This is a genomic window from Paenibacillus sp. PDC88 (genome assembly GCF_900106725.1).
GTDB classification, from domain to species: Bacteria; Bacillota; Bacilli; order Paenibacillales; family Paenibacillaceae; genus Paenibacillus; species Paenibacillus shunpengii.
Genome location: NZ_FNNT01000006.1, coordinates 344,331 through 363,733, shown reverse-complemented (window position 1 = coordinate 363,733; position 19,403 = coordinate 344,331). Strand labels below are relative to the sequence as shown.

16 protein-coding genes are annotated in these 19,403 nt (G+C 47.9%); 11 read left to right on the top strand and 5 right to left on the bottom strand.

Annotation, left to right across the window (positions count from 1 at the left end; all coding sequences use genetic code 11):
• The first annotated feature begins 383 nt into the window (after nt 1-383).
• From BLW49_RS19550 to BLW49_RS19540, 3 genes are read left to right on the top strand one after another with little or no spacing between them, the layout of a single operon-like run.
• Nucleotides 384-1,307, top strand: a complete 924-nt coding sequence (locus BLW49_RS19550; protein ID WP_090726417.1) for an ABC transporter permease — start codon at nt 384-386, stop codon at nt 1,305-1,307.
• A 16-nt stretch (nt 1,308-1,323) separates the two neighbouring features.
• On the top strand, nt 1,324-2,232 hold the full coding sequence (locus tag BLW49_RS19545) for a carbohydrate ABC transporter permease (RefSeq protein ID WP_076312196.1): 909 nt from the start codon (nt 1,324-1,326) through the stop codon (nt 2,230-2,232).
• A gap of 39 nt (nt 2,233-2,271) precedes the next feature.
• The gene (locus BLW49_RS19540) at nt 2,272-3,894 is read left to right on the top strand and encodes an extracellular solute-binding protein (RefSeq protein WP_076312195.1); all 1,623 of its coding nucleotides are present in this window, start codon (nt 2,272-2,274) and stop codon (nt 3,892-3,894) included.
• Between the two features lie 94 nt (nt 3,895-3,988).
• On the opposite strand, the gene BLW49_RS19535 is transcribed toward BLW49_RS19540, so the two are convergent.
• Nucleotides 3,989-6,271, bottom strand: a complete 2,283-nt coding sequence (locus tag BLW49_RS19535) for a helix-turn-helix domain-containing protein (RefSeq protein ID WP_256209845.1) — start codon at nt 6,269-6,271, stop codon at nt 3,989-3,991.
• Nucleotides 6,272-6,383: 112 nt separating this feature from the next.
• Between BLW49_RS19535 and BLW49_RS19530 the strand changes: the two genes are divergently transcribed.
• From BLW49_RS19530 to BLW49_RS19495, 8 genes are all read left to right on the top strand, one after another.
• Nucleotides 6,384-7,772, top strand: a complete 1,389-nt coding sequence (locus tag BLW49_RS19530) for an alpha-L-fucosidase (protein WP_090726309.1) — start codon at nt 6,384-6,386, stop codon at nt 7,770-7,772.
• Between the two features lie 21 nt (nt 7,773-7,793).
• Complete coding sequence (locus BLW49_RS19525; RefSeq protein WP_090726305.1) at nt 7,794-9,080, top strand: alpha-L-fucosidase; 1,287 nt, start codon at nt 7,794-7,796, stop codon at nt 9,078-9,080.
• A 73-nt stretch (nt 9,081-9,153) separates the two neighbouring features.
• Complete coding sequence (locus BLW49_RS19520; protein ID WP_076312191.1) at nt 9,154-10,491, top strand: glycoside hydrolase family 125 protein; 1,338 nt, start codon at nt 9,154-9,156, stop codon at nt 10,489-10,491.
• Nucleotides 10,488-11,525, top strand: coding sequence for a carbohydrate-binding family 9-like protein (locus BLW49_RS19515; RefSeq protein WP_090726303.1), 1,038 nt, complete (start codon nt 10,488-10,490; stop codon nt 11,523-11,525). The genes BLW49_RS19520 and BLW49_RS19515 overlap by 4 nt, the downstream gene beginning before the upstream one ends.
• The gene (locus BLW49_RS19510; protein ID WP_076312189.1) at nt 11,522-14,173 is read left to right on the top strand and encodes a transglutaminase domain-containing protein; all 2,652 of its coding nucleotides are present in this window, start codon (nt 11,522-11,524) and stop codon (nt 14,171-14,173) included. Before BLW49_RS19515 ends, BLW49_RS19510 begins: the two co-directional genes overlap by 4 nt.
• 6 nt (nt 14,174-14,179) lie before the next feature.
• Nucleotides 14,180-15,211, top strand: coding sequence for a glycoside hydrolase family 18 protein (locus BLW49_RS19505; RefSeq protein WP_076312188.1), 1,032 nt, complete (start codon nt 14,180-14,182; stop codon nt 15,209-15,211).
• 313 nt (nt 15,212-15,524) lie between these two features.
• Nucleotides 15,525-15,896, top strand: a complete 372-nt coding sequence (locus tag BLW49_RS19500; protein ID WP_090726414.1) for a nucleoside triphosphate pyrophosphohydrolase — start codon at nt 15,525-15,527, stop codon at nt 15,894-15,896.
• A gap of 72 nt (nt 15,897-15,968) precedes the next feature.
• Entirely contained in the window at nt 15,969-16,181 is a 213-nt protein-coding gene (locus BLW49_RS19495) for a hypothetical protein (RefSeq protein WP_090726301.1), read from the top strand.
• A gap of 145 nt (nt 16,182-16,326) precedes the next feature.
• On the opposite strand, the gene BLW49_RS19490 is transcribed toward BLW49_RS19495, so the two are convergent.
• The 4 genes from BLW49_RS19490 to BLW49_RS19475 all read right to left on the bottom strand — a co-directional run bounded on the left by BLW49_RS19490 (nt 16,327) and on the right by BLW49_RS19475 (nt 19,383).
• A complete protein-coding gene (locus tag BLW49_RS19490; RefSeq protein WP_047913413.1) occupies nt 16,327-16,524 on the bottom strand; it encodes a hypothetical protein in 198 nt (65 codons plus the stop codon).
• Between the two features lie 408 nt (nt 16,525-16,932).
• Nucleotides 16,933-17,322 carry a hypothetical protein gene (locus BLW49_RS19485; RefSeq protein ID WP_076312186.1) on the bottom strand — a complete coding sequence of 130 codons (390 nt, stop codon included), beginning with the start codon at nt 17,320-17,322 and terminating at the stop codon, nt 16,933-16,935.
• Between the two features lie 7 nt (nt 17,323-17,329).
• Nucleotides 17,330-18,715 (bottom strand): sensor histidine kinase, encoded by a 1,386-nt coding sequence (locus BLW49_RS19480; protein ID WP_090726299.1) that lies wholly within the window; start codon nt 18,713-18,715, stop codon nt 17,330-17,332.
• Nucleotides 18,712-19,383: a response regulator transcription factor gene (locus BLW49_RS19475; protein WP_047913416.1), complete on the bottom strand. Its 672-nt coding sequence runs from the start codon at nt 19,381-19,383 to the stop codon at nt 18,712-18,714. The genes BLW49_RS19480 and BLW49_RS19475 overlap by 4 nt, the downstream gene beginning before the upstream one ends.
• Nucleotides 19,384-19,403 lie beyond the last annotated feature (20 nt).

Here is a 19,403-nt window from a genome sequence, read left to right as displayed (position 1 = left end):
ACACCGTAAAATCGCTTACAAATAAATGAAGTCAAATATATGTAAAGTTAGATCAAAATAAACGGTCATTTTCTATTGGTATTTTTCCGTTTTTACATATGTAATCGCTTTCTTTTGTGCGAAAATAACACATTTTTGAATTGTAAATTATTGGTCAAAACCTGAAAAAACCTTGATATATCAACGCTTTTGCCGTGTGCCAAAATGACATGTTTACGAAATGATGCCTTATCCACTATCGTTATCCTAAAGCTGCGCCAACAAAACTGACATAGCAGGATTTGTATTTGGAGGCTTGCCCCTGGCGCAAGACCAAGATGAGTGATGACAGAAGGAGGCGAACCTGTGTGCAGGAGATCAAGACGGTCAGAAGACAACAGACGATGTCGAGGCCAAAAAGCAGCAGAAAGCAATGGCAGAAGATCTGGAGAAACTGGGAGCTGTATTTGTTTATTGCACCGGCATTTTTGTATTTTCTTATATTCCATTACGGACCCATGTATGGCATCCAGATTGCGTTCAAGAATTACAATCCGGTTCGCGGGATATTCGGCAGCCCTTGGATTGGCTTCGATCACTTTATTCGATTCTTTGACTCTTATTATTTCTGGGATTTGATGTGGAATACGCTGACGATCAGCTTATATGAGCTGGCTGTTGGTTTTCCGATTCCGATTATTCTGGCGCTGGCATTCAATGAACTGAAGCACAAGCGCTTCAAGAAGCTTGCCCAGACCGTCACTTACGCACCTCATTTTATCTCCATGGTCGTTATGGTCGGGATGATCATTTCATTCCTATCACCTTCAACGGGGATTCTAATCCATTTTATTGAATGGCTTGGTTTTGATGCCCCAGCCTTTCTGACAAGTCCAGCCTGGTTTAAGACGGTATATGTGCTGTCCGGCGTATGGCAGAGTGCCGGGTGGGGAACGATCATCTATCTGGCTGCGTTGTCAGCAGCAGACCCTGGCCTTCATGAGGCAGCCATCATTGATGGGGCGAACCGGCTGCAGCGGATATGGAACATTAACATTCCTGTATTGGTGCCAACGATGACCATTCTGCTCATTCTGAACATGGGAAGTCTGCTCGGCGTCGGCTTCGAGAAGATTCTCCTCATGCAGAATCCGCTGAATATGGAATCTTCGGATGTCATTTCGACCTTTGTATACCGTTCAGGGCTTGAGAATGCGCAGTACAGTTTCTCAACGGCTGTCGGGCTGTTCAATTCTGTCATCAATGCCATATTGCTCATTGTAGTCAATCAGATCGCACGCAGGACAAGTGAGAATAGTCTGTGGTAGAGGAGGGGGCTGGACAATGCTAACCGGTATTAAAGAAACGAGACAAGACAAAATTTTTCTGGCACTGAATTATCTCTATGTCACGATTGCATTTCTTGTTGTCGCTTATCCGCTGGTCTATATGATCAGTGCTTCGATCAGTGATCCAAAAGCCGTTGCTTCCGGAGCGATGTGGCTCTTTCCCAAAGATATTACCTTTGAGGGGTATCAGCGCGTGTTTCAGGATACACGGATCTGGTCAGGTTACGCAAACACCATTTTATATACCGTAGTTGGTACCGCGGTGAACCTGATGGTCACCATACCTGCAGCTTATGCACTCAGCCGAAGAGATTTTGTAGGAAGAAACTTTTTTATGGGGATGTTTATGGTCACGATGTTCTTCGGAGGAGGCCTTGTGCCAACCTATCTGCTGATCAAGGAGCTGGGTATGATCAACAGCATGTGGGCGCTGATTCTTCCATCCGCCGCGTCGGTATGGAACATTATCGTCTCCCGCACCTTCTTCCAGGGGACAATCCCGGGTGAGCTTCATGAAGCAGCGCAAATCGATGGATGCTCGAATTTGAAGCTGTTTCTCAAAATTATATTACCGCTCTCGATGCCAATCATTGCCGTCATGGCGCTCTTCTACGGAGTAGGACACTGGAACAGCTACTTCTCCGCTATGATCTATTTCAATGATTCGGATAAATATCCACTGCAGCTCGTGCTCAGACAGATTCTCGTTCTGCAGGAAATGTCGGCCCAAGGCTCTGGCATGATGGACAGCACATCCGCTACGGCCCTCAATAACAAAGCGGAGGTAGCAGCGCTCGTCCGATATGCCGTTATCATCGTCTCTACGCTTCCGGTCATCATTATCTATCCATTCTTGCAGCGCTATTTTGTACAGGGTGTTATGATCGGCTCCGTAAAGGGCTGATCGTTACCATATAAACCATCAGAAAAGGGAGTTGTTGTCATGAAGAGAGTTCGTAAGAAGTCAGCGGTTCTTCTCAGTTTGATCCTTTCCGCAAGCATGCTTGCCGCATGCGGAACCTCACCTTCTGAATCAGGCGAGACGGCGGAGCCCGGTACCCCGGAGGAGACTGGCGTTAAGAAAGAGGGCTTTCCAATTGTGGACGAGCCGATCACGATGACCATGATGTCCCAGGATGCTGGTGTAGCGGACTGGAGTAATATGCCGGTCCTGCAGGAAGCAGAGAAGCTCACGAACATTAAGTTCGAATATCAGCTCACACCGATTGACAGCTTCGCAACAAAGAAGAACCTTGTCTTTGCAAGTGGTGATCTGCCAGACGTCCTGTATGCAGCGGATCTCACACCGGCAGAGCAGGTGACTTACGGGACTCAGGGTTCTCTTATCCCGCTTGAGCCTTACATTGATGGAGGTTACGCACCAAATATTAAGAAATTGTTCGATGAGAATCCCGACATTCGCAAATCCTTTACAACACCTGATGGACATATATACGCCCTCCCATTCATCGACAGTGCTGCTGTCTGGTACCGCAGTCCAATGTGGTATAACGGCAAAATGCTGGAAGCCCTGGGTGTAGACAAGCTTCCGGGTACAACGGAGGAGCTGTATGAGTTTCTGAAGAGAGTGAAGACAGAAGATCCGAACGGCAACGGACAGGCTGACGAAATTCCGCTGACGTCGGTTAAGCTGGATGATCTGCGGATGTATTTCCTAGGCTTCTGGGGCATTTACGATCCGGTCGTTTATGTAGATAAACAGGATCAAGTTTTTTACAGTCCGATGCAGGAAGGCTACAAGGGTTATTTGGAATTCATGAACCGTCTATGGGAAGAGGAACTGTTGGATCATGAGACCTTCTCCCAGACGCCTGAGCAGAAAAAAGCTAAAGGCGAGAATAATCAGATTGCGGTCTTTAACGATTACTACTCCTACTTTACCTTGGGTGGAGATCCGAATGACGCGATGAATAATCCGCTGATGACTCCGGTTGCGAGCGAGATCGAGGGTTCTCCAGTCTATGGAATGCATCCAGGACTGTCCGCTAACGGCACCTTTGCGATTACCAGTGTGAATGAGCATCCGGAAGCAACTATGCGCTGGATTGATTATCTGTATACGATCGAAGGGCAAACCTTGTTTAACCAAGGCCCTGAAGGAACACTGTGGAAGTACACCAATAAGGATACGTATGAAAAAGAATGGCTTCCTGTTCCAGGCGGTGGAGATCGCGAAGAGTACAGAGGCACGATCACACCGAACTTCGGCATGCTGACCCCGGGATATAACACACCTGAGCTGACCAATGGGCTTAGAACAGAGTTTGATGATTGGATTAACAAGGAGAATGAGGAGAAGCTCGTACCGATTGGTAAAGCGCCTTTTCCGAATGCTTACTTGAATAATGAACAGCAGGATGAAGCCTCAGCGCTGCTCTCCGACCTCAACACGTATGTAACACAGATGGAAGCAAAGTTTGTAACCGGGGAAGAGCCTATGTCCAATTGGGACAGCTACGTGGAGCAGGTGAAGAAGATGGGCGGGGACCGCATTCAGGAGATTTATCAGGAAGTTTACGATACATGGAATGCCGCAGGACAATAAGACAGATTCTTGCTCTGCTCTAATGTGAAAAAAGAAGAAAGCCAGCATCCTCTACGAAAGACCGTAGTTTACGGATGTTGGCTTTTTTCGCACACTAGCTGGCGGAGCCGCTTTCCTCATCATTATTGGTGCTGCGGTGCTGCTTGCGATATTGTCCTGGCGTAAGCCCGGTTTCCTTCTTGAATTTGCGGATAAAGTTCGGTGTATCCAGATAACCGACCTCCTGAATGAGATCCTTCAGCGGTGTATCGGTTGTCTTCAGCTGGTGGATCATTCGATCAAGTCGTTTCTGCCAGATGTACTGAACGAAATTGATGCCTGTCTTGTCCTTGAACGAACGGCTGACATGGGACGGTGAGATTTCAAATTCACAGGAAATCGTATCCAGGCTCAAGTTGTGATCTGTAAAGTGAGTATCAATATATTCAATAATCCGGTCAATTAAGGATTGTTCTTCCTGTTTGGAATCCTGCTCCACCTCGGTGCAGACCTGGGAAGCAAGAGAGAGCAGAACGGATTCCAGCTCTTTAAGAGAACTGCTGAATACCATGCCTGGAGCGATTCTTTGCAGCATATGATGCTCTCCCAGCTCGGTAGCGGTCTTTAAGATCGTGTTCAATAGATCAAAGCTGATGCATCGAACGAGAAGGGCCGGCAGCTTGGAAGTCGTAAGACTGTCCACGGACGAGCGGATCATCTGGGAGGCAATCTCATAGTTGCCCTGCTTGAGACTCTGTGTGAGCTTGAGCTGAACATGATTCGGTATCCAGAAGGAATGGCTTGGTGTCTTCGATAAGTCTGCAAACAGCGCTACAGACCCGAATTCCCCTGGTACGAGCAGATCAAAGGCAGAGCAGGCTTCGATATAAGATTGATTCAGCTCGTGAAGATGTTGATAACAGCTGCCTGTACCAATCATGGGTGTAATGGCAAATGTATTTATCAGCATGCTCCGTATTTGCTCAGTAATCTGCTTCACTTGCGCCAGTTCATCCAGTGCTTCGACGGTATCAAAATTAATAATGATAGCGAATTGATCCAGCTGTGTCAGTTCTACTCCATAACCCGTTGCCTGCAGCTCGGGCAGTTCAAAGCGAGCCAGGTGATGAATAATACGGCTGCGATGATCCATATTAGAGGGCTTAGCTTCATTCCAGCCGATAACCATCACGAACAGACTTTGTTTATTTAGATTAAGATCAAACAGCTGTGTGAGTTCTGGAGACAGATGCTCGGTATTTCCAACCTTTATCAGTGTGGACAGATAGTGATTCCGGGCAAAAGGCTCCTGTATATCCATGCGGGAGCTGTAATCCTGCAGAGCAGAGCGAATTCGCTCCAGCTCGTTTCGGTAACTGTGCTTTCCATTATTCTGAGTCTCAGGATAGCGTGAGGATGCGAATTCGACCAGCGACGAGATCGGACGATACTGCATTCGTGCCAGAACGAGCGCGATGACAGCTCCGATAAGCAGTACGAGCGCACTGATCATAATCATGACGCTTCGGACATCGATCACACTGCTGAAGAACTGGGAGCTCGGCATGACCGTCATATAAGTCCATCCATTGGATTCGGATTGAACCGATACAATGGAATGCTCTTTTCCATCTAGTGTTTGTTCATGGATGCCTGGAGCCGTTTCTTTAAACAGGGTTTGGGAAGCTTCCTCACTCAGGGTATCACCTTGACGATTCGCAGCCAGTACTTGGCCTTCTGCGTCCAATACGAAGGTGAGACCTTGATAGTTGCCAAGAATCGAGTCGATCAGATTGGTTATCTCTGCCTCCTTAATGAAGTACATGACGGTGGCATGAGGATTAAGGCTGTTGGGTGTGATTGGAATGAGGAAGGCCAGCTTGCGGTCCTGCACACCTCCGGTCCTGGTTACCAGATCAGCAGGTCTTACCGTCGGATGCTTCACTTCATTCAGATCACGATACAAGGACGGCTTGTCCCAGCTTGCAAAGCTGAAATTGTCTGCAAATACTTCAAAGTCAGTCAGACCTTTGCTGGAGTATATGCGTTTGTCGTTGTGGAAGTATAAATGAATTTCATCAATCATGGAACTGGTCGCCTTGTACTGATCCAGAGCGCGAATCGCTTCCGGGCTGGTCCGTGTGTTGTTCACACGATAAGACGAGAGCCGATCATCATAAGAGATCCGTGAAGCAATGTCACTGAGCTCTTTCATTCGGCCATCAATGGTTACTTTCGTTTGAGAGAGTTGGGCTAGACGCGAGCTTTCAATTTCAGTACGGAGGGTTTCTACAGCATTTTCATAAATAAACACGGTCATGATTACGAGAGGGATTAGCAGAATGAACAGATAGGACAGGATGTACTTCAGAAACAGCTTGGATTTGAAATAGTCCATTCTCAAGGTGAAATGCCGCCTCCTTTTCCTATGAAATGGTCATTTCTTATACATGATAGCAATAAAAAAAAGATTTGGACATACAAATCTCGCTAAATAGGAGGAGTACATGATGAGTCAAGATCAGACGCAGACAGAAGCTTCACCTGCCGTAGAGCAGGGAGTTCATAATTACAGCAGCGAGGATAAGTGGGTTAAGCCCGAAGATCCGTTATTGCTGGAACGTTTGGAATGGTTCAAGGATCAGAAGCTCGGACTGATGATGCACTGGGGTCCTTACTCTCAGATTGGCATCGTGGAGTCCTGGGCTCTTAGTGATGAAGATGCGGATTGGTCCCGTGCCGATATTGAGTGGGATATTGACGGTGATGAGATGAAGCGGGAGTATTTCGAACTGAACAAAACTTTCAACCCGATTCGTTTTGAACCAAAGAAATGGGCGGAGCTTGCCGCAGATAATGGATTTAAATATTTGAACTTTACAACGAAGCATCATGATGGGTTCTGTATGTGGAATACCCGCACTACCGAATATCGGATTACTGGGAGAGATTGTCCCTTCTCAAGGCATAAGTATGCGGATATTACAAAGCATCTATTTGACGCTTTCCGTGCGCGGGGGCTTGGCATCTCGGCTTATTTCTCCAAGGCAGACTGGCACTCTCCCTATTATTGGACGGAAGGGATGGAGCGAGGAAACAAGACATCACGGGGTCCGAGCTATAACCCTAAGGAGTACCCTTGGCTATGGGAGGAATTTGTACAGTTTACGCATGAGCAGATTATGGAGCTGATGACAGACTACGGACGAATCGATGTTCTATGGCTGGATGCCGGATGGGTTAACGATTACAGGGTTCAAAATATCCGCATCGGCGAAGTGGTGGAGAAGGCCCGTCAATTACAGCCTTGGCTCCTGTCTGCGGATCGCACGGTGGGAGGACCATACGAGAACCTGATCACACCAGAGCAGACGATGCCGGAACGAGCACTCCATGTACCGTGGGAGAGCTGTATTACGATGGGTACCTCATTCTCTTTCAGATACGACGATGACTACAAAACCGTTCGGCAGCTGATTCATATGCTGATTGAGATTGTTGCAAAGGGAGGAAATCTGGCGCTGAATGTCGGACCTCAGCCAGACGGCCGATTGTCCAGAACAGCCATAGCCCGGATTGAGGGAATGGGGGCATGGCTGAAGGCTTATGGAGAATCCATATATGGAACAAGGGTCTGTGAGCCCTATTCGATCGGTAATGTTCACTTTACGCAAAAAAATGTGCAGACCTATGCTTTTTATCTCTATGGGGATGAGAAGCAGGAGGTTAAGCGCACGGTGCTGCTGCCACTGAATAATCAGGATATTGCCCGGGTTGATCTGGTGGCTGGAGCTGAGGGTCTCCCGTTCACGAAGACAGGGGAAGGGATTGAAGTTGAATTGCCGGAAGGCGAGCTGACCGGTGCCGCCCCGATCGCTCATGTATTCAGAATCTCATAAATCGAGAGGTGCGGAATCCATATGCAGAAGTGGTTTGAGGATGCGAAGCTGGGAATCTTTATTCACTATGGAATTTATGCAGTAGACGGCGTTGCGGAATCGTGGTCCTTTTATAACGGACGAATGACTTACGACGACTATATGAAGCAGCTGGACGGCTTTACAGCCTCCCAGTTTGATGCCGAGGCTTGGGCTGATCTCATCGAACAGTCGGGAGCGAAGTATGCGGTGCTCACTACCAAGCATCATGATGGTGTAGCCCTGTGGGACACGCAGTATAGTGACCTTAATACAGTGAAGAGAACGCCTGCGCGCCTTGACATTGTAAGGGAATATGCGGATGCAATCGCGGCTAAGGGACTGAGACTGGGGCTCTACTATTCGCTGATCGACTGGTCTCATCCAGATTATCCAAGCGTATACGAAGGAGGCAAGGTTCCAGAGGACACGGCTTCTGTGAATAAGTATTCTTATCCGGTAAATGGAATTCAGGACGAGGCGAAGTGGAGCCGATTTCTCAAGTTCAACAATCATCAGCTGGAAGAGCTGCTTACCGGATATGGCCAGGTAGACCTGCTGTGGTTTGATGGGGATTGGGAACGGAGTGCGGAGCAGTGGAATCTGCCTGCATTCAAGCATTACCTGCAATCCCTTCAGCCAGATGTCATTATCAATTCACGCCTTGCGGGACACGGAGATTATAAGACTCCGGAGCAAGGGCTGCCGATTACGCGTCCGGAAGGACCGTGGGAATTCTGTACGACGATCAATACCTCCTGGGGTTATGTACCGACGGATCAGCATTACAAATCACTGCATCAGATTGTCCGTATGTTCTGTGACTGTATCTCGATGGGCGGCAATATGCTGCTGGGTATTGGACCAAGAGAAGACGGTACCATTGACGACAGACAGGAGGCTGTTTTGCTCGGACTTGGGAAATGGATCAGAGCTCATGAGGAAGCTGTATACGGGACAAGGGAAGGAATTATGAGCCGATACTACGGTGAAGGGAGTACGCTCTCCGCAGATCGTAAGACGCTTTATTTATTTGTGCATGGAGATCCGAAGGACAGTATTTGTCTCAAAGGGCTGTGTAACCAAATCAAGAAGGCATCGGTGCTCCATTCGGGCAAGGAGCTGACGTACGAAATTCATGGCGGAGTTCCGTGGTTTCAAATTCCGGGTACAACCTGGATTCATCTGACACATGAGGATACGCATGAGCTGACTACCGTCGTCAAGCTGGAGTTCGATGAAGAAGTTGAAATGTACGGCGGTTCTGGTGCGGTGGTCACTCATAACTAAATGGGTGAGCGGTACTAGGGCTGCATGGTTAAGATACCTCACGATACGGTCGAGAAAGGAGCTTTATTCTTTCATGGATTCTTTTCAACTACCAAGCATACACATTCCAAAAATTCCGCTGCCTGAAGTTATCCAGCAGGTGCTGGGTGAGGCGGAGCAGGCGCTCTCCCACAGGCCCAAGCTCTCCAGGCTGTTTCGAAATTGTTTCCCGAATACATTGGAGACGACAGTCAAGCTGTTGGATGACGGGACGACATTTGTTATAACAGGAGACATACCGGCATCATGGCTTCGGGATTCAGTCGAACAGGTCATTCATTATGTACCCTTCGCGAAGGAGGATGCCGATCTTCGAAGAATAATAAGCGGTCTCATTAAGAAGCATGTCGAGTACATTCATCTGGACCCCTATGCGAATGCATTTAATGAATCAGCCAGCGATTGGCATTGGAACACAGCGGACGTCACCGACATGTCCCCATGGGTGTGGGAACGCAAATTCGAGATTGATTCCCTCTGCTTCCCGATGCGTCTTGCCTATCGTTATTGGCAAGAGACAGGAGATACGGCGGTCTATAATGCTGAGTTTAAGTCGGCAATGCGGATTATATATGATCTCTTCCGTACGGAGCAGCATCATGAGGCGCGGTCTCCCTATCGATTCATGCGTCATAATGGAATACCGGAAGATACGCTCGCAAATGAGGGACTCGGTATGCCGGTCAACTATACGGGGATGGTCTGGTCCGGCTTCCGCTCCAGTGATGATGCCTGTGATTTTCACTATAACATTCCCGGAAATATGTTTGCGGTTGTGGTGCTGCGCTATATGCAGGAGTTCGCAGACCGGATCTACCGTGATTCAAAGTTTGTGTCGGAGCTAAAGCAGCTGGAGGCAGAAATTAACCGTGGCATTATGTTGTATGGTATTTATCGACACCCGGAGTTTGGCCCAATCTATGCCTATGAGACAGACGGTTTCGGGAACTACTGTCTGATGGATGATGCAGGAACACCGGGGCTCTTATCTATCCCTTATCTTGGATACTGCACTTCAGATGATCCGATTTATCAGAATACACGCCGATTCGCTCTCTCCAAGGAGAACCCGTTCTATTATGAAGGGAGTCATGCACGGGGGATAGGAAGCCCGCATACGCCAGACCGATTTATTTGGCATATGGCACTGTCTATGCAGGGAATCACTGCGGGGTCTGCTGAAGAGAAGCTGGAACTTATACAAATGCTGGAAGCAACAGATGCGGATACAGGATATATGCACGAAGGCTTTCATGCCGATGATCCGCACAATTATACGAGATCCTGGTTCGCCTGGTCGAATAGTCTGTTCTCCCAATTTATTTATCAGGCCTGGCAGGATGGAATTCTGGAAGAGGAGGGGACATCATGAGACTAAGCGGGGTACCTGTCCCTCAGATCGGAGCGTATGAACCGAAGCATTATATTTGCCAGCGTGCGAAGGGGGAGGCGACACTTGACGGAAGACTCGACAAGCCATTCTGGGACAGAGCAGCGTGGACGGATAAGTTTGTCGATATTGAAGGCGATATCCGTCCCCAGCCAAGGCAAGATACACGAGTGAAGATGCTATGGGACGATGACTATTTTTATGTAGGGGCTGAGCTCTGGGAGGACAGTATCTGGGCTACGCTGACAGAACGTGACTCGGTGATCTTCTATGACAATGACTTCGAGATTTTTATTGATCCGGATGGAGACAGTCACGGGTACTATGAGTTTGAGATCAATGCGCTGAACACGGTGTGGGATTTGCTCCTTATCAAGCCTTATCGAGACGGTGGCCCTCCACTGGACAGCTGGGACATGAAAGGGCTGAAAACTGCGGTGCATATTGACGGCCAGCTCAATAATCCGGAGGCAGTAAACCGCAAATGGTCTGTTGAAGTGGCTATACCTTGGACCAGTCTGAAGGAATGTGCGAAGGAACACCGCGCTCCGCTGCCAGGTGAGTTCTGGAGAGTAAATTTCTCCAGGGTGGAGTGGAAGACAGAGGTTGTTGATGGAGCTTACCGCAAAGTGATTCATCCGGATACGGGCAAGCCTTACCCGGAGGATAACTGGGTCTGGTCCCCTATGGGACTGATCAATATGCATTATCCTGAGCTGTGGGGATATGTCGTATTTGCAGATGATGGGGGTCCAGATGTGTTCTGTATCTCTCAGGATGAACGGATAAAGTGGGAGCTGAGAAAGCTGTACTACCTGGAGCGTAATTTTGCAGAACAGACGGGGAGCTATACGGAGGATTTAACACGGCTTGGCTGGTCCTCGGAGCTGGATATCAATCCAGAGGTTTATGCAGCGAAGCATTTGTTCCAAATTACGGCTGCGGCAGCAGACGGAAGCGGCACGTGGATTATTCGTGAGGACGGTAAACTGTGGAAGGAGAGTCATCGGATATGAATACACATACCTCGGTATTTTCACTTACACCTGAGAGAATGCAGGATATGGAGAAACAGCTTCGTATGAAGCAGCAGCTTGTCAGAACCAGAGCGGATGAGATATTTGCTGTTTTTCAGGAGCCGATGTCTATAGAAGAGGAATGGGCGCTGAAGTATGTGTATGCATACAGCCCGCTGCAGGATCTTGCAGATGTTCCAGGCTCGGTGTTTCTGAGTCATGTACGGTCTGTATTACGAATCCGGCAAGAGGTTCCGTGGGGGATGCAGGTCCCTGATGAAATATTTCTGCATTTTGTGTTGCCGGCGCGGGTGAATACCGAAAATATCGAGGATTGCCGGGCCCTATTTTATGCAGAGCTTGCGGATCGAACCCGTTCATTATCCATGAAAGACGCTATTCTAGAAACCAATTACTGGTGCTACGAGAAGGCAACTTATATCGGCAGCGATCTGAGAACTGCTTCTCCCCTGACCATGATTCGAAGTGCGCGGGGGAGGTGTGGTGAAGAATCTACGCTTGCCGTTACTGCCCTGCGCAGCATCGGCATCCCTGCTCGTCAGGTATATACGCCGAGGTGGGCCCATTGTGATGATAATCATGCCTGGGTAGAAGCTTGGGCGGATGGTACTTGGTATTATATTGGTGCATGCGAACCGGAAGCACGCCTTAATCAAGGATGGTTTACACCGCCGGCACGACGCTCAATGCTGATGAACACAAGGGTGCTGGGCAGCTACCATGGATCAGAAGATATTACGATAGCCAAGCCGTGGTTTACGGAGCTGAATCTTCTTAAGAACTATGCTCCTGCGAAGGAGCTCGCGGTTACAGTCAAGGATCAGGATGGAACGGCCGTGCAGGGTGCGGAGGTACGGTTTGAATTATATAACATGGCGGAATTTTATCCGATTGCAGCGCTTACAACAGATGAGAGAGGGGAAGTCTTCTTCAAGACAGGCTATGGTGATCTGCTGGTTCGTGCTGTATATCAGGATCACTGGCTGGAGCGCAAGGTGAGTGTTGCCGAAACGGACAAGGTAGAGCTGGTACTGAGTCTTTCCACTCCACCGGTACAAGAGAGCGGCGTTATGGATCTGGATCTGGTTCCTCCTCCTGAGCTGGAAGGCGAGGTGCTCCCGGAGCTGACGGAGCAGGCGGAATCCATGCATCAGGAACGAATGAAGGAAGGTGCTGCTATTCGTGCAGCATTTGAAGGCAGCTTTGTCTCCCCGGCCGAGAGCAGAATTCTTGCTGAACAGCTGGGTTTACCAGAGTCAAGAGTGTGGGAAGTCATGCAGAAGGCTCGCGGCAACAGTCACGAAATTGCGGAATTTCTCAATGAAAGCTCTCCCGAGAACGGAGAGTGGCCCCTTATTTTGCTGGAATCGCTCAATAGCAAGGATTTAATTGATACGTTCCGTCCTGTGCTTCACGAGCATCTGAGAAGGACTCTCTCGCTTCGAAATATGCTGCCTGACAGCTTGTTCATTCCTTATGTGCTCTGTCCGCGTGTATCTTATGAGATGCTTGGTCTATACAGAGAGCAGTTCCAGACTGCCTATAGCCGGGAAGAGCAGGACTCCTTTATTGAACAACCTGAGCTTCTGGCCGAACAGCTGAAAGAACAGTACATGAGCTCCGAAGATCTGCCGAATCTGAAAGGAAAAGGTACAGTCGCTGGGACTTACCGTTTGATGGCTGGTGATGAGGATTCCCTCGCTATCCTGTTTGTTGCCATGTGCCGCAGCTTCGGAATTCCCTCTCGTCTGCATCCGAACGAGCGAAAACCGCAGTATTGGCAGAAGGGGAGCTGGATCTATGCGGATCTTGGCAGTAACGATGAGGTGAACAAGCGAATCGGAACCTTGCGTCTAGACCTTGGAGAGACACCAGAAGGTACGACGGGAGCTGCTGCTTATTATGAGAATGTTTCTATCGCTCGGCTTGTCCATGGGAAATATGTGACTCTGCATTTTCCGTTTGGCGAGAAGGACTGGTTTGCGGAACCATTGGAAGTCGAAGCAGGCTTCTACCGTATGGTTACCGGAGTTCGTCTCAAAGATGGTACCGTGAGGGCAAGATGTTCTTACTTTGAAGTGGAGGAAGGTAAAGAAACCCAAGTTAATATCACCTTCCGCAGCAGCGAGGAAGAGATCCCTGTTCTGGGGACGGTAGACAGCAATGTTCCACTGGGCTTGCAGGATGGCACAGCAGCCAGTATGTCTAATAATCTGCGACCTGATACTGCTCGAGGCATCCTTGCTGCCTGGATCGAGCCTGAGAGAGAACCGACGATGCACTTAATTAAAGAGCTTATCGATCTTAAGGTGGAGCTGGCGGAACGAAATATTCCAGTCGTATTAATTGCAGGCTCTACGGGGAACCCAACGAACTTGAGAAATGACCAACTGGAGAAGCTTCCAAGTCAGGTTCATCTAGCAGAAGGTGATTCAACTTCATTGCCCGAGTTGTTCCGGAGTCCTTCTGCCATAGAATCCGGGTACCCTCATCTAGTCGTGCTGGATGAAGCCAGTCAGATTCGTTATGCTTCGTCCGGCTACCGCATCGGAGCTGTAAGGGAAGCCATTCAGGTCCATTCACAGCTGAACCGGCAGCTTCGCGAAGTGAAGCAGACGGGAGGATAAGCGGAAATGAGCAGTAAATGGATCATTGGATATGTCAGTCATCATAGTCTGGATGAAGTCACAGTAACGGATCTAGGCCGGATGACACACATCAATATTGCTTTTGGCATCATTCAGAACGGCGTAATTCAAACCAGCCATCTGCACAATATGGAGCAGATCCCGGTCATGAAGGAGAAGTATCCCGATCTGAAGATCATTCTGTCTGTAGGCGGGTGGAGCAGCGGCGGCTTCTCTGAAGCAGCAGCAACCGAGGACGGCAGGCTGAGGCTTGCAGCATCAGCAGCCCGCGCCGTGAAGACCTATTCGCTGGACGGCATAGATTTGGACTGGGAATACCCATGTTATGGTCAGGCAGGCATTGCTGCCTCTCCCATGGACAAGCAGAACTTCACGCGGCTGCTGAGTACGATCAGGGAAGAGCTGGATCAGGTGGGTGAACAGGAGAACAGGCATTACATGCTAAGCATTGCTGCCGGTGCGGATCAATATTATATTGACGGTACGGAGATGGAGCACATCGTGCCCTATGTTGATTACGTGCAGCTAATGACTTATGACATGCGCGGAGGCTTCCAAGTGTTGACCGGGCATCACACGAGTCTCTATACGGCGACAGGGGACTTGTACCGAATCAGCACAGATGCTTCGGTGAACATGTTCCACAAGGCAGGTGTTCCGATGGATAAGATCGTCATTGGAGCCGCGTTCTATTCCCGCAAGTGGGCAGGCGTGCCGGCGAGGAATAACGGTCTGCACCAGATGGCAGCGACAACCGGAGGATTTGGACCGGATTATACGGAGTTGTCAGCAGATTATATCAATAATGATGGATACACGAGGTACTGGGATGAGGAGGCGAAGGCGCCGTATTTGTTTAACGGCAGCACGTTCATCTCTTACGATGATCCGGAATCTATTACAGCAAAATGCGAGTATGTCATTGAACAGGGGCTTGCGGGCATCATGTTCTGGGAGTATAAATGTGATGCTTCCCATACCCTCCTTGAGGCGATGAGTAAAGTACTGAGACGTTAGGCATTCGTGTCAAAAGCATGATGCTTACAAACAACCGTTCTTCGGGCATATAGCAGGTTTTTTCATGCTATACTGCTTGTTTGGAACGGTTGTTTTTTTGTTAAAGGTGAAGACGACTTGAAGCAGGTAAAAAGCCTTATGTAGAAATGGTATAATTGGATTTAATCATGGGTGATCACCATTCTTCAGCATAAGGGGAGACTAGAGCATGGCCTATAAAATTGATTTATACAAAAATGGAACACGATTTAAGGAATTCCATGGGTTTCAATCTGCATCGGTATCTAGCGAAGAGGAAGGCAATGAAATCGTGATCGTAGGGACTGGAGGACAATCAGAAGCTTCTTTTGCCGGAGAGAAAAAAACGTATAATAAGCTCGTACGCGATCAAATTCCCACGATTATAGCTTCGAAGGGGGATTCTTGCAGAATTACAGTGCTTGATCACGAACAATATAGAGCTGAGCTGAGGATCAAGCTAATGGAAGAAATAGAGGAATACTATGCCACAGATCATGATGAAGAAGCTCTTGGTGAACTGGCAGATGTGCTTGAAGTTATTAGGGCATTGTCAAAGGTACACGGCTCTACGCCTGAAGAATTGGAGAACAAAAGGGTGGAAAAGCAAAAACTACGTGGCGGATTTGAGGGTCGAGTGTATTTAATAGATACGACGGTTCAATAAAATGACATCATGAAATTCGCTGAGGAGGTGATTTGAATTTTTAATCCGAAGGACAAGAAGGAGCGTAATCCGATGCTGGCAAAGCTGGAGGCAGGGCTGACTGTGCTTGCATTTATCATGCTGGTTATTGGTTTCATGAATGCGGGATTCTCAATGGGCTGGTTCTTTGTTGTGATGGCGCTGGTGTATGTAATTCGATACATAGAGTATAGAAGATGGACCGCAGTTGTGTCGTTCCTACTGCTCGCCGTGGGGGCGGTCGCACTATTTTTTATCGGAAGTTAGGCAGAATAACTGCAGTTCAAGTTGGACCATTTCATGAGGATGGAATATGGAATATTAAATGGTCGGTAGTATAGTCAACTGGCAGAAACAGCTCATTAGGAATGAGCTGTTTCTTCATTATAAGAGCTTAGATCATGTGTAACGATTATACAGACATGGGGATGAGTGTCGAGCAGTGCTTGATCTCATGGAAGGGAACGGTAACAATGCCTCCACGATACTTTAGCCTAAGCTTCATTTGACCCATATTCAAACTTACGATACCGGAATAAGTAGATCCGTCCGTTAGAGATAAGTGTACATTGTATCTTTTTCGTTCGGCCTTTCGTAGTTCTTGAATCATATGGATTCCTCCATTCGCGCATACTTTTAGTTCATAATAACTATGTCGGTAGAAGGGAGAGAAAAATGAAGACTTATTTTTGAAATCGCTTACTTTATATTAAATCATTTTCGCTCATATGAAACAGTATGACTTAAGGCCTATAATATATACATGTGTATTAGGAGATTCTGTAATTTGTTGAGTAAGCAGTGGAGTGTACTAGATTCGTATGCAGGCAGTGCAGTGGAATGAGATTCGTATGCATAGGGGAATTGAATATATTATTCATTCTGCAGAAAACACAAATCCCCTGCAAAATTGCAGGGGATAAGATTTTTCTCATAAAAACAGGCTAAGTATGTTCTTGCCCTATTACAAAAGAGAAACAGCGATCTCAATAAGAGCGTCGGGACAAGCATTATTATGCTATTCTTTTTCTATTAGAAAAGTAATGATGGCAAACAACAAAAACGCCAAGAGCAGCAGCGAACCACCTACGATGAAGAGAATCATTACCAAGGTCTCGTCCCATTGGAACGGATTCATACTGTACATCCACATTCCAAAGGTCAAGCCGAAGGCGCCAAGCATAGCCAGCCAGCCTTGAACTGCAACCAGCATTTTAGATCTTACTTTGTATACTTTATAAAAGATTCCAAAGGCAAATACGGACAGCCATCCCACCAGCAAGATGTGCGCATGAATGGGTCGCATGGAATAATCCATACTTCCGGACATTTGGGACCCGATAAAGGTCCCAAGTATGCCGAACAGCGCTGCAAAGCGTATTAATCGAATGCTCCAGATTTTCTCCATGTATTGATCAATTCCTTTCGTCTCTAAAAATCACGGTAAAGGTGGTGCCCTTCGACAGCTTGCTCTCAAGCGTGATACTTCCGTTTAATAGCGTAATAATCTCCTTTACAATAGACAGACCAAGGCCCGTCCCGTCTCTTTTGCGAGTCGTATCCACGCGGAAGAAACGCTCGAACACCTGACCCGCTGACTCTTCCGACAGGCCCACACCGCTGTCCTGAAAAGTGAGTATAATCTGATCTTGATCTCTACTGCATGAAATAAAGATATGTCCATTTGGCTGATTATATTTGATCGCATTCGTAAGCAGATTGTCCCATACGGTCGCAAGCAGCTCCGGGTCCGAGAAGAACATGACTTCGTCCAGCTTGTATGAAATGGTCAGGTTCCTGTCCTGCAGGCTCCATTGATGCTTCTTAATGGATTCCTTAATCTGCAAGTCCAGCCGGATACAGCTCTTCTTTATGGGGTAGCCGGATTGATCCAGGGACGTAATCAGCAGAAGCTGCTTCGTCAGATTGGATAATCTTCTGGCCTCATCATTGACGATGCCTGCATATTGAAGCCGCTCCTTTTCATCTATTTTCGGATTGAGGAGCAGCTCCGCATATCCCTGAATATTCATCAAAGGCGACTGAAAGTCGTGAGACACATTATTGATGAAGGATTTTCTTGCAACATCATTATGCATGAGCTGCTGCTGCATTCGCAGGAAGTTATCGGCCAGCTGGCCAATCTCATCCTGCCGGTTGATTTTCAGCGTATACGTAAAATCTTCATTGGCAATCGCTTTGGTCGCCTCCGATAATTCGGATATGGGGTGAATAAGCCGCTTGGTCATGATAATCACACCCACTACGCTTACAAAGGCAATGGCAACAATGAATCCGGCCAGCATCATATGAATATCAGAGAACAAGATCTTGCTGTTCGGCTTTATAAACAATGCGTAAGACTGGTCATCAATCTGTAAGGGGAGGCCAACCGTGTTCCTGATATCATTCGAGAAATGGCCCATCATCCAGAGCTGATTCCAAAAGCCTTCCTTGCCCATATAGTTCTCCCCCTGCAGTACCCGCTCCAGCGTCTGATCGGGCAGGCTGCTCTTTTCAAAGGGCTGGCCAAAGGTAATGGCATTTCCAGCTCGGTCAACAAGATAAATCTGGTAGCCTAGTTGTCCAACAGACTGCAGATAGGGCTGGATGGAAGGGGACTCCACATGCATTTCTTCAAGAACGTAAACAATTTGCTCGGCAACCTCTAAATTTTGCTCGGTCATTTCGCCCTTGGTGAATACAAGGTAAACAATGTTAGCCAGAACAAACCCGATGAATACACTGATTCCTAGAATAAGCAGGATCGCTGAAATAAACTCTCGGTATAAGGTTCTCATTCGGTCGCCTCTAGCTTATAACCGACCCCGCGGATCGTCTGAATTTCAATTGCAGCACCATATCGCTTCAGCCGCTCGCGGATCCGGTTCATATGTGTATTTAATGTCTGCTCATTGCCCTCATAATCCTCGCCCCACGCCTGATCGAGCAGAAGAGTTCGGGGTGTAACCTTGTTAACTCGGGTCGCGAGCATCGTCAGCAGCTCAAACTCTTTTAGTGGGAACAGAATCGTTTCTTCATTAATGACGACTTCAAAATCGTTTCGGTTGATTTTGACATTCCCGACCTTCAGGATACTTTCCAGGGCCCTGCCATAGCGCCGCAAAACTACAGCTACCCGAAACAGCAATTCCTTCGGCTCGAACGGCTTCACCAGATAATCCTCAGTACCCGATTTGAACCCTTGCTCCTTATCGGCCAGCTGTCCTTTTGCAGTTAGAAGAATGACGGGGATTTCCAGCTCTTTTGTTAAAATTTTAGTTAAGGAGAAGCCGTCCATCCCGGGCATCATGACATCCACAATAGCCAGGTTAACCTCCGTCTCCTCTAGCAGCTTAAGGGCAATCTGTCCGTTCTGGGCTTGTATAACCTCGTAGCCTTCACGGGTTAGATGAATCGTCACGAGCTGCAGGATATCATAATCATCATCCACGACTAAAATTTTCACGAGAATCCCCTCCATACCTT

Bases quoted from the DNA above. Each gene is read 5' to 3' on its own strand.
- BLW49_RS19480 (WP_090726299.1), bottom strand. From the start codon at position 18,715: ATGAGAACCTTATACCGAGAGTTTATTTCAGCGATCCTGCTTATTCTA.
- BLW49_RS19490 (WP_047913413.1), bottom strand. From the start codon at position 16,524: ATGATTCAAGAACTACGAAAGGCCGAACGAAAAAGATACAATGTACAC.
- BLW49_RS19530 (WP_090726309.1), top strand. From the start codon at position 6,384: ATGAGTCAAGATCAGACGCAGACAGAAGCTTCACCTGCCGTAGAGCAG.
- BLW49_RS19485 (WP_076312186.1), bottom strand. From the start codon at position 17,322: ATGGAGAAAATCTGGAGCATTCGATTAATACGCTTTGCAGCGCTGTTC.
- BLW49_RS19535 (WP_256209845.1), bottom strand. From the start codon at position 6,271: ATGGACTATTTCAAATCCAAGCTGTTTCTGAAGTACATCCTGTCCTAT.
- BLW49_RS19495 (WP_090726301.1), top strand. From the start codon at position 15,969: ATGCTGGCAAAGCTGGAGGCAGGGCTGACTGTGCTTGCATTTATCATG.
- BLW49_RS19545 (WP_076312196.1), top strand. From the start codon at position 1,324: ATGCTAACCGGTATTAAAGAAACGAGACAAGACAAAATTTTTCTGGCA.
- BLW49_RS19510 (WP_076312189.1), top strand. From the start codon at position 11,522: ATGAATACACATACCTCGGTATTTTCACTTACACCTGAGAGAATGCAG.
- BLW49_RS19515 (WP_090726303.1), top strand. From the start codon at position 10,488: ATGAGACTAAGCGGGGTACCTGTCCCTCAGATCGGAGCGTATGAACCG.
- BLW49_RS19520 (WP_076312191.1), top strand. From the start codon at position 9,154: ATGGATTCTTTTCAACTACCAAGCATACACATTCCAAAAATTCCGCTG.
- BLW49_RS19540 (WP_076312195.1), top strand. From the start codon at position 2,272: ATGAAGAGAGTTCGTAAGAAGTCAGCGGTTCTTCTCAGTTTGATCCTT.
- BLW49_RS19525 (WP_090726305.1), top strand. From the start codon at position 7,794: ATGCAGAAGTGGTTTGAGGATGCGAAGCTGGGAATCTTTATTCACTAT.
- BLW49_RS19505 (WP_076312188.1), top strand. From the start codon at position 14,180: ATGAGCAGTAAATGGATCATTGGATATGTCAGTCATCATAGTCTGGAT.
- BLW49_RS19550 (WP_090726417.1), top strand. From the start codon at position 384: ATGTCGAGGCCAAAAAGCAGCAGAAAGCAATGGCAGAAGATCTGGAGA.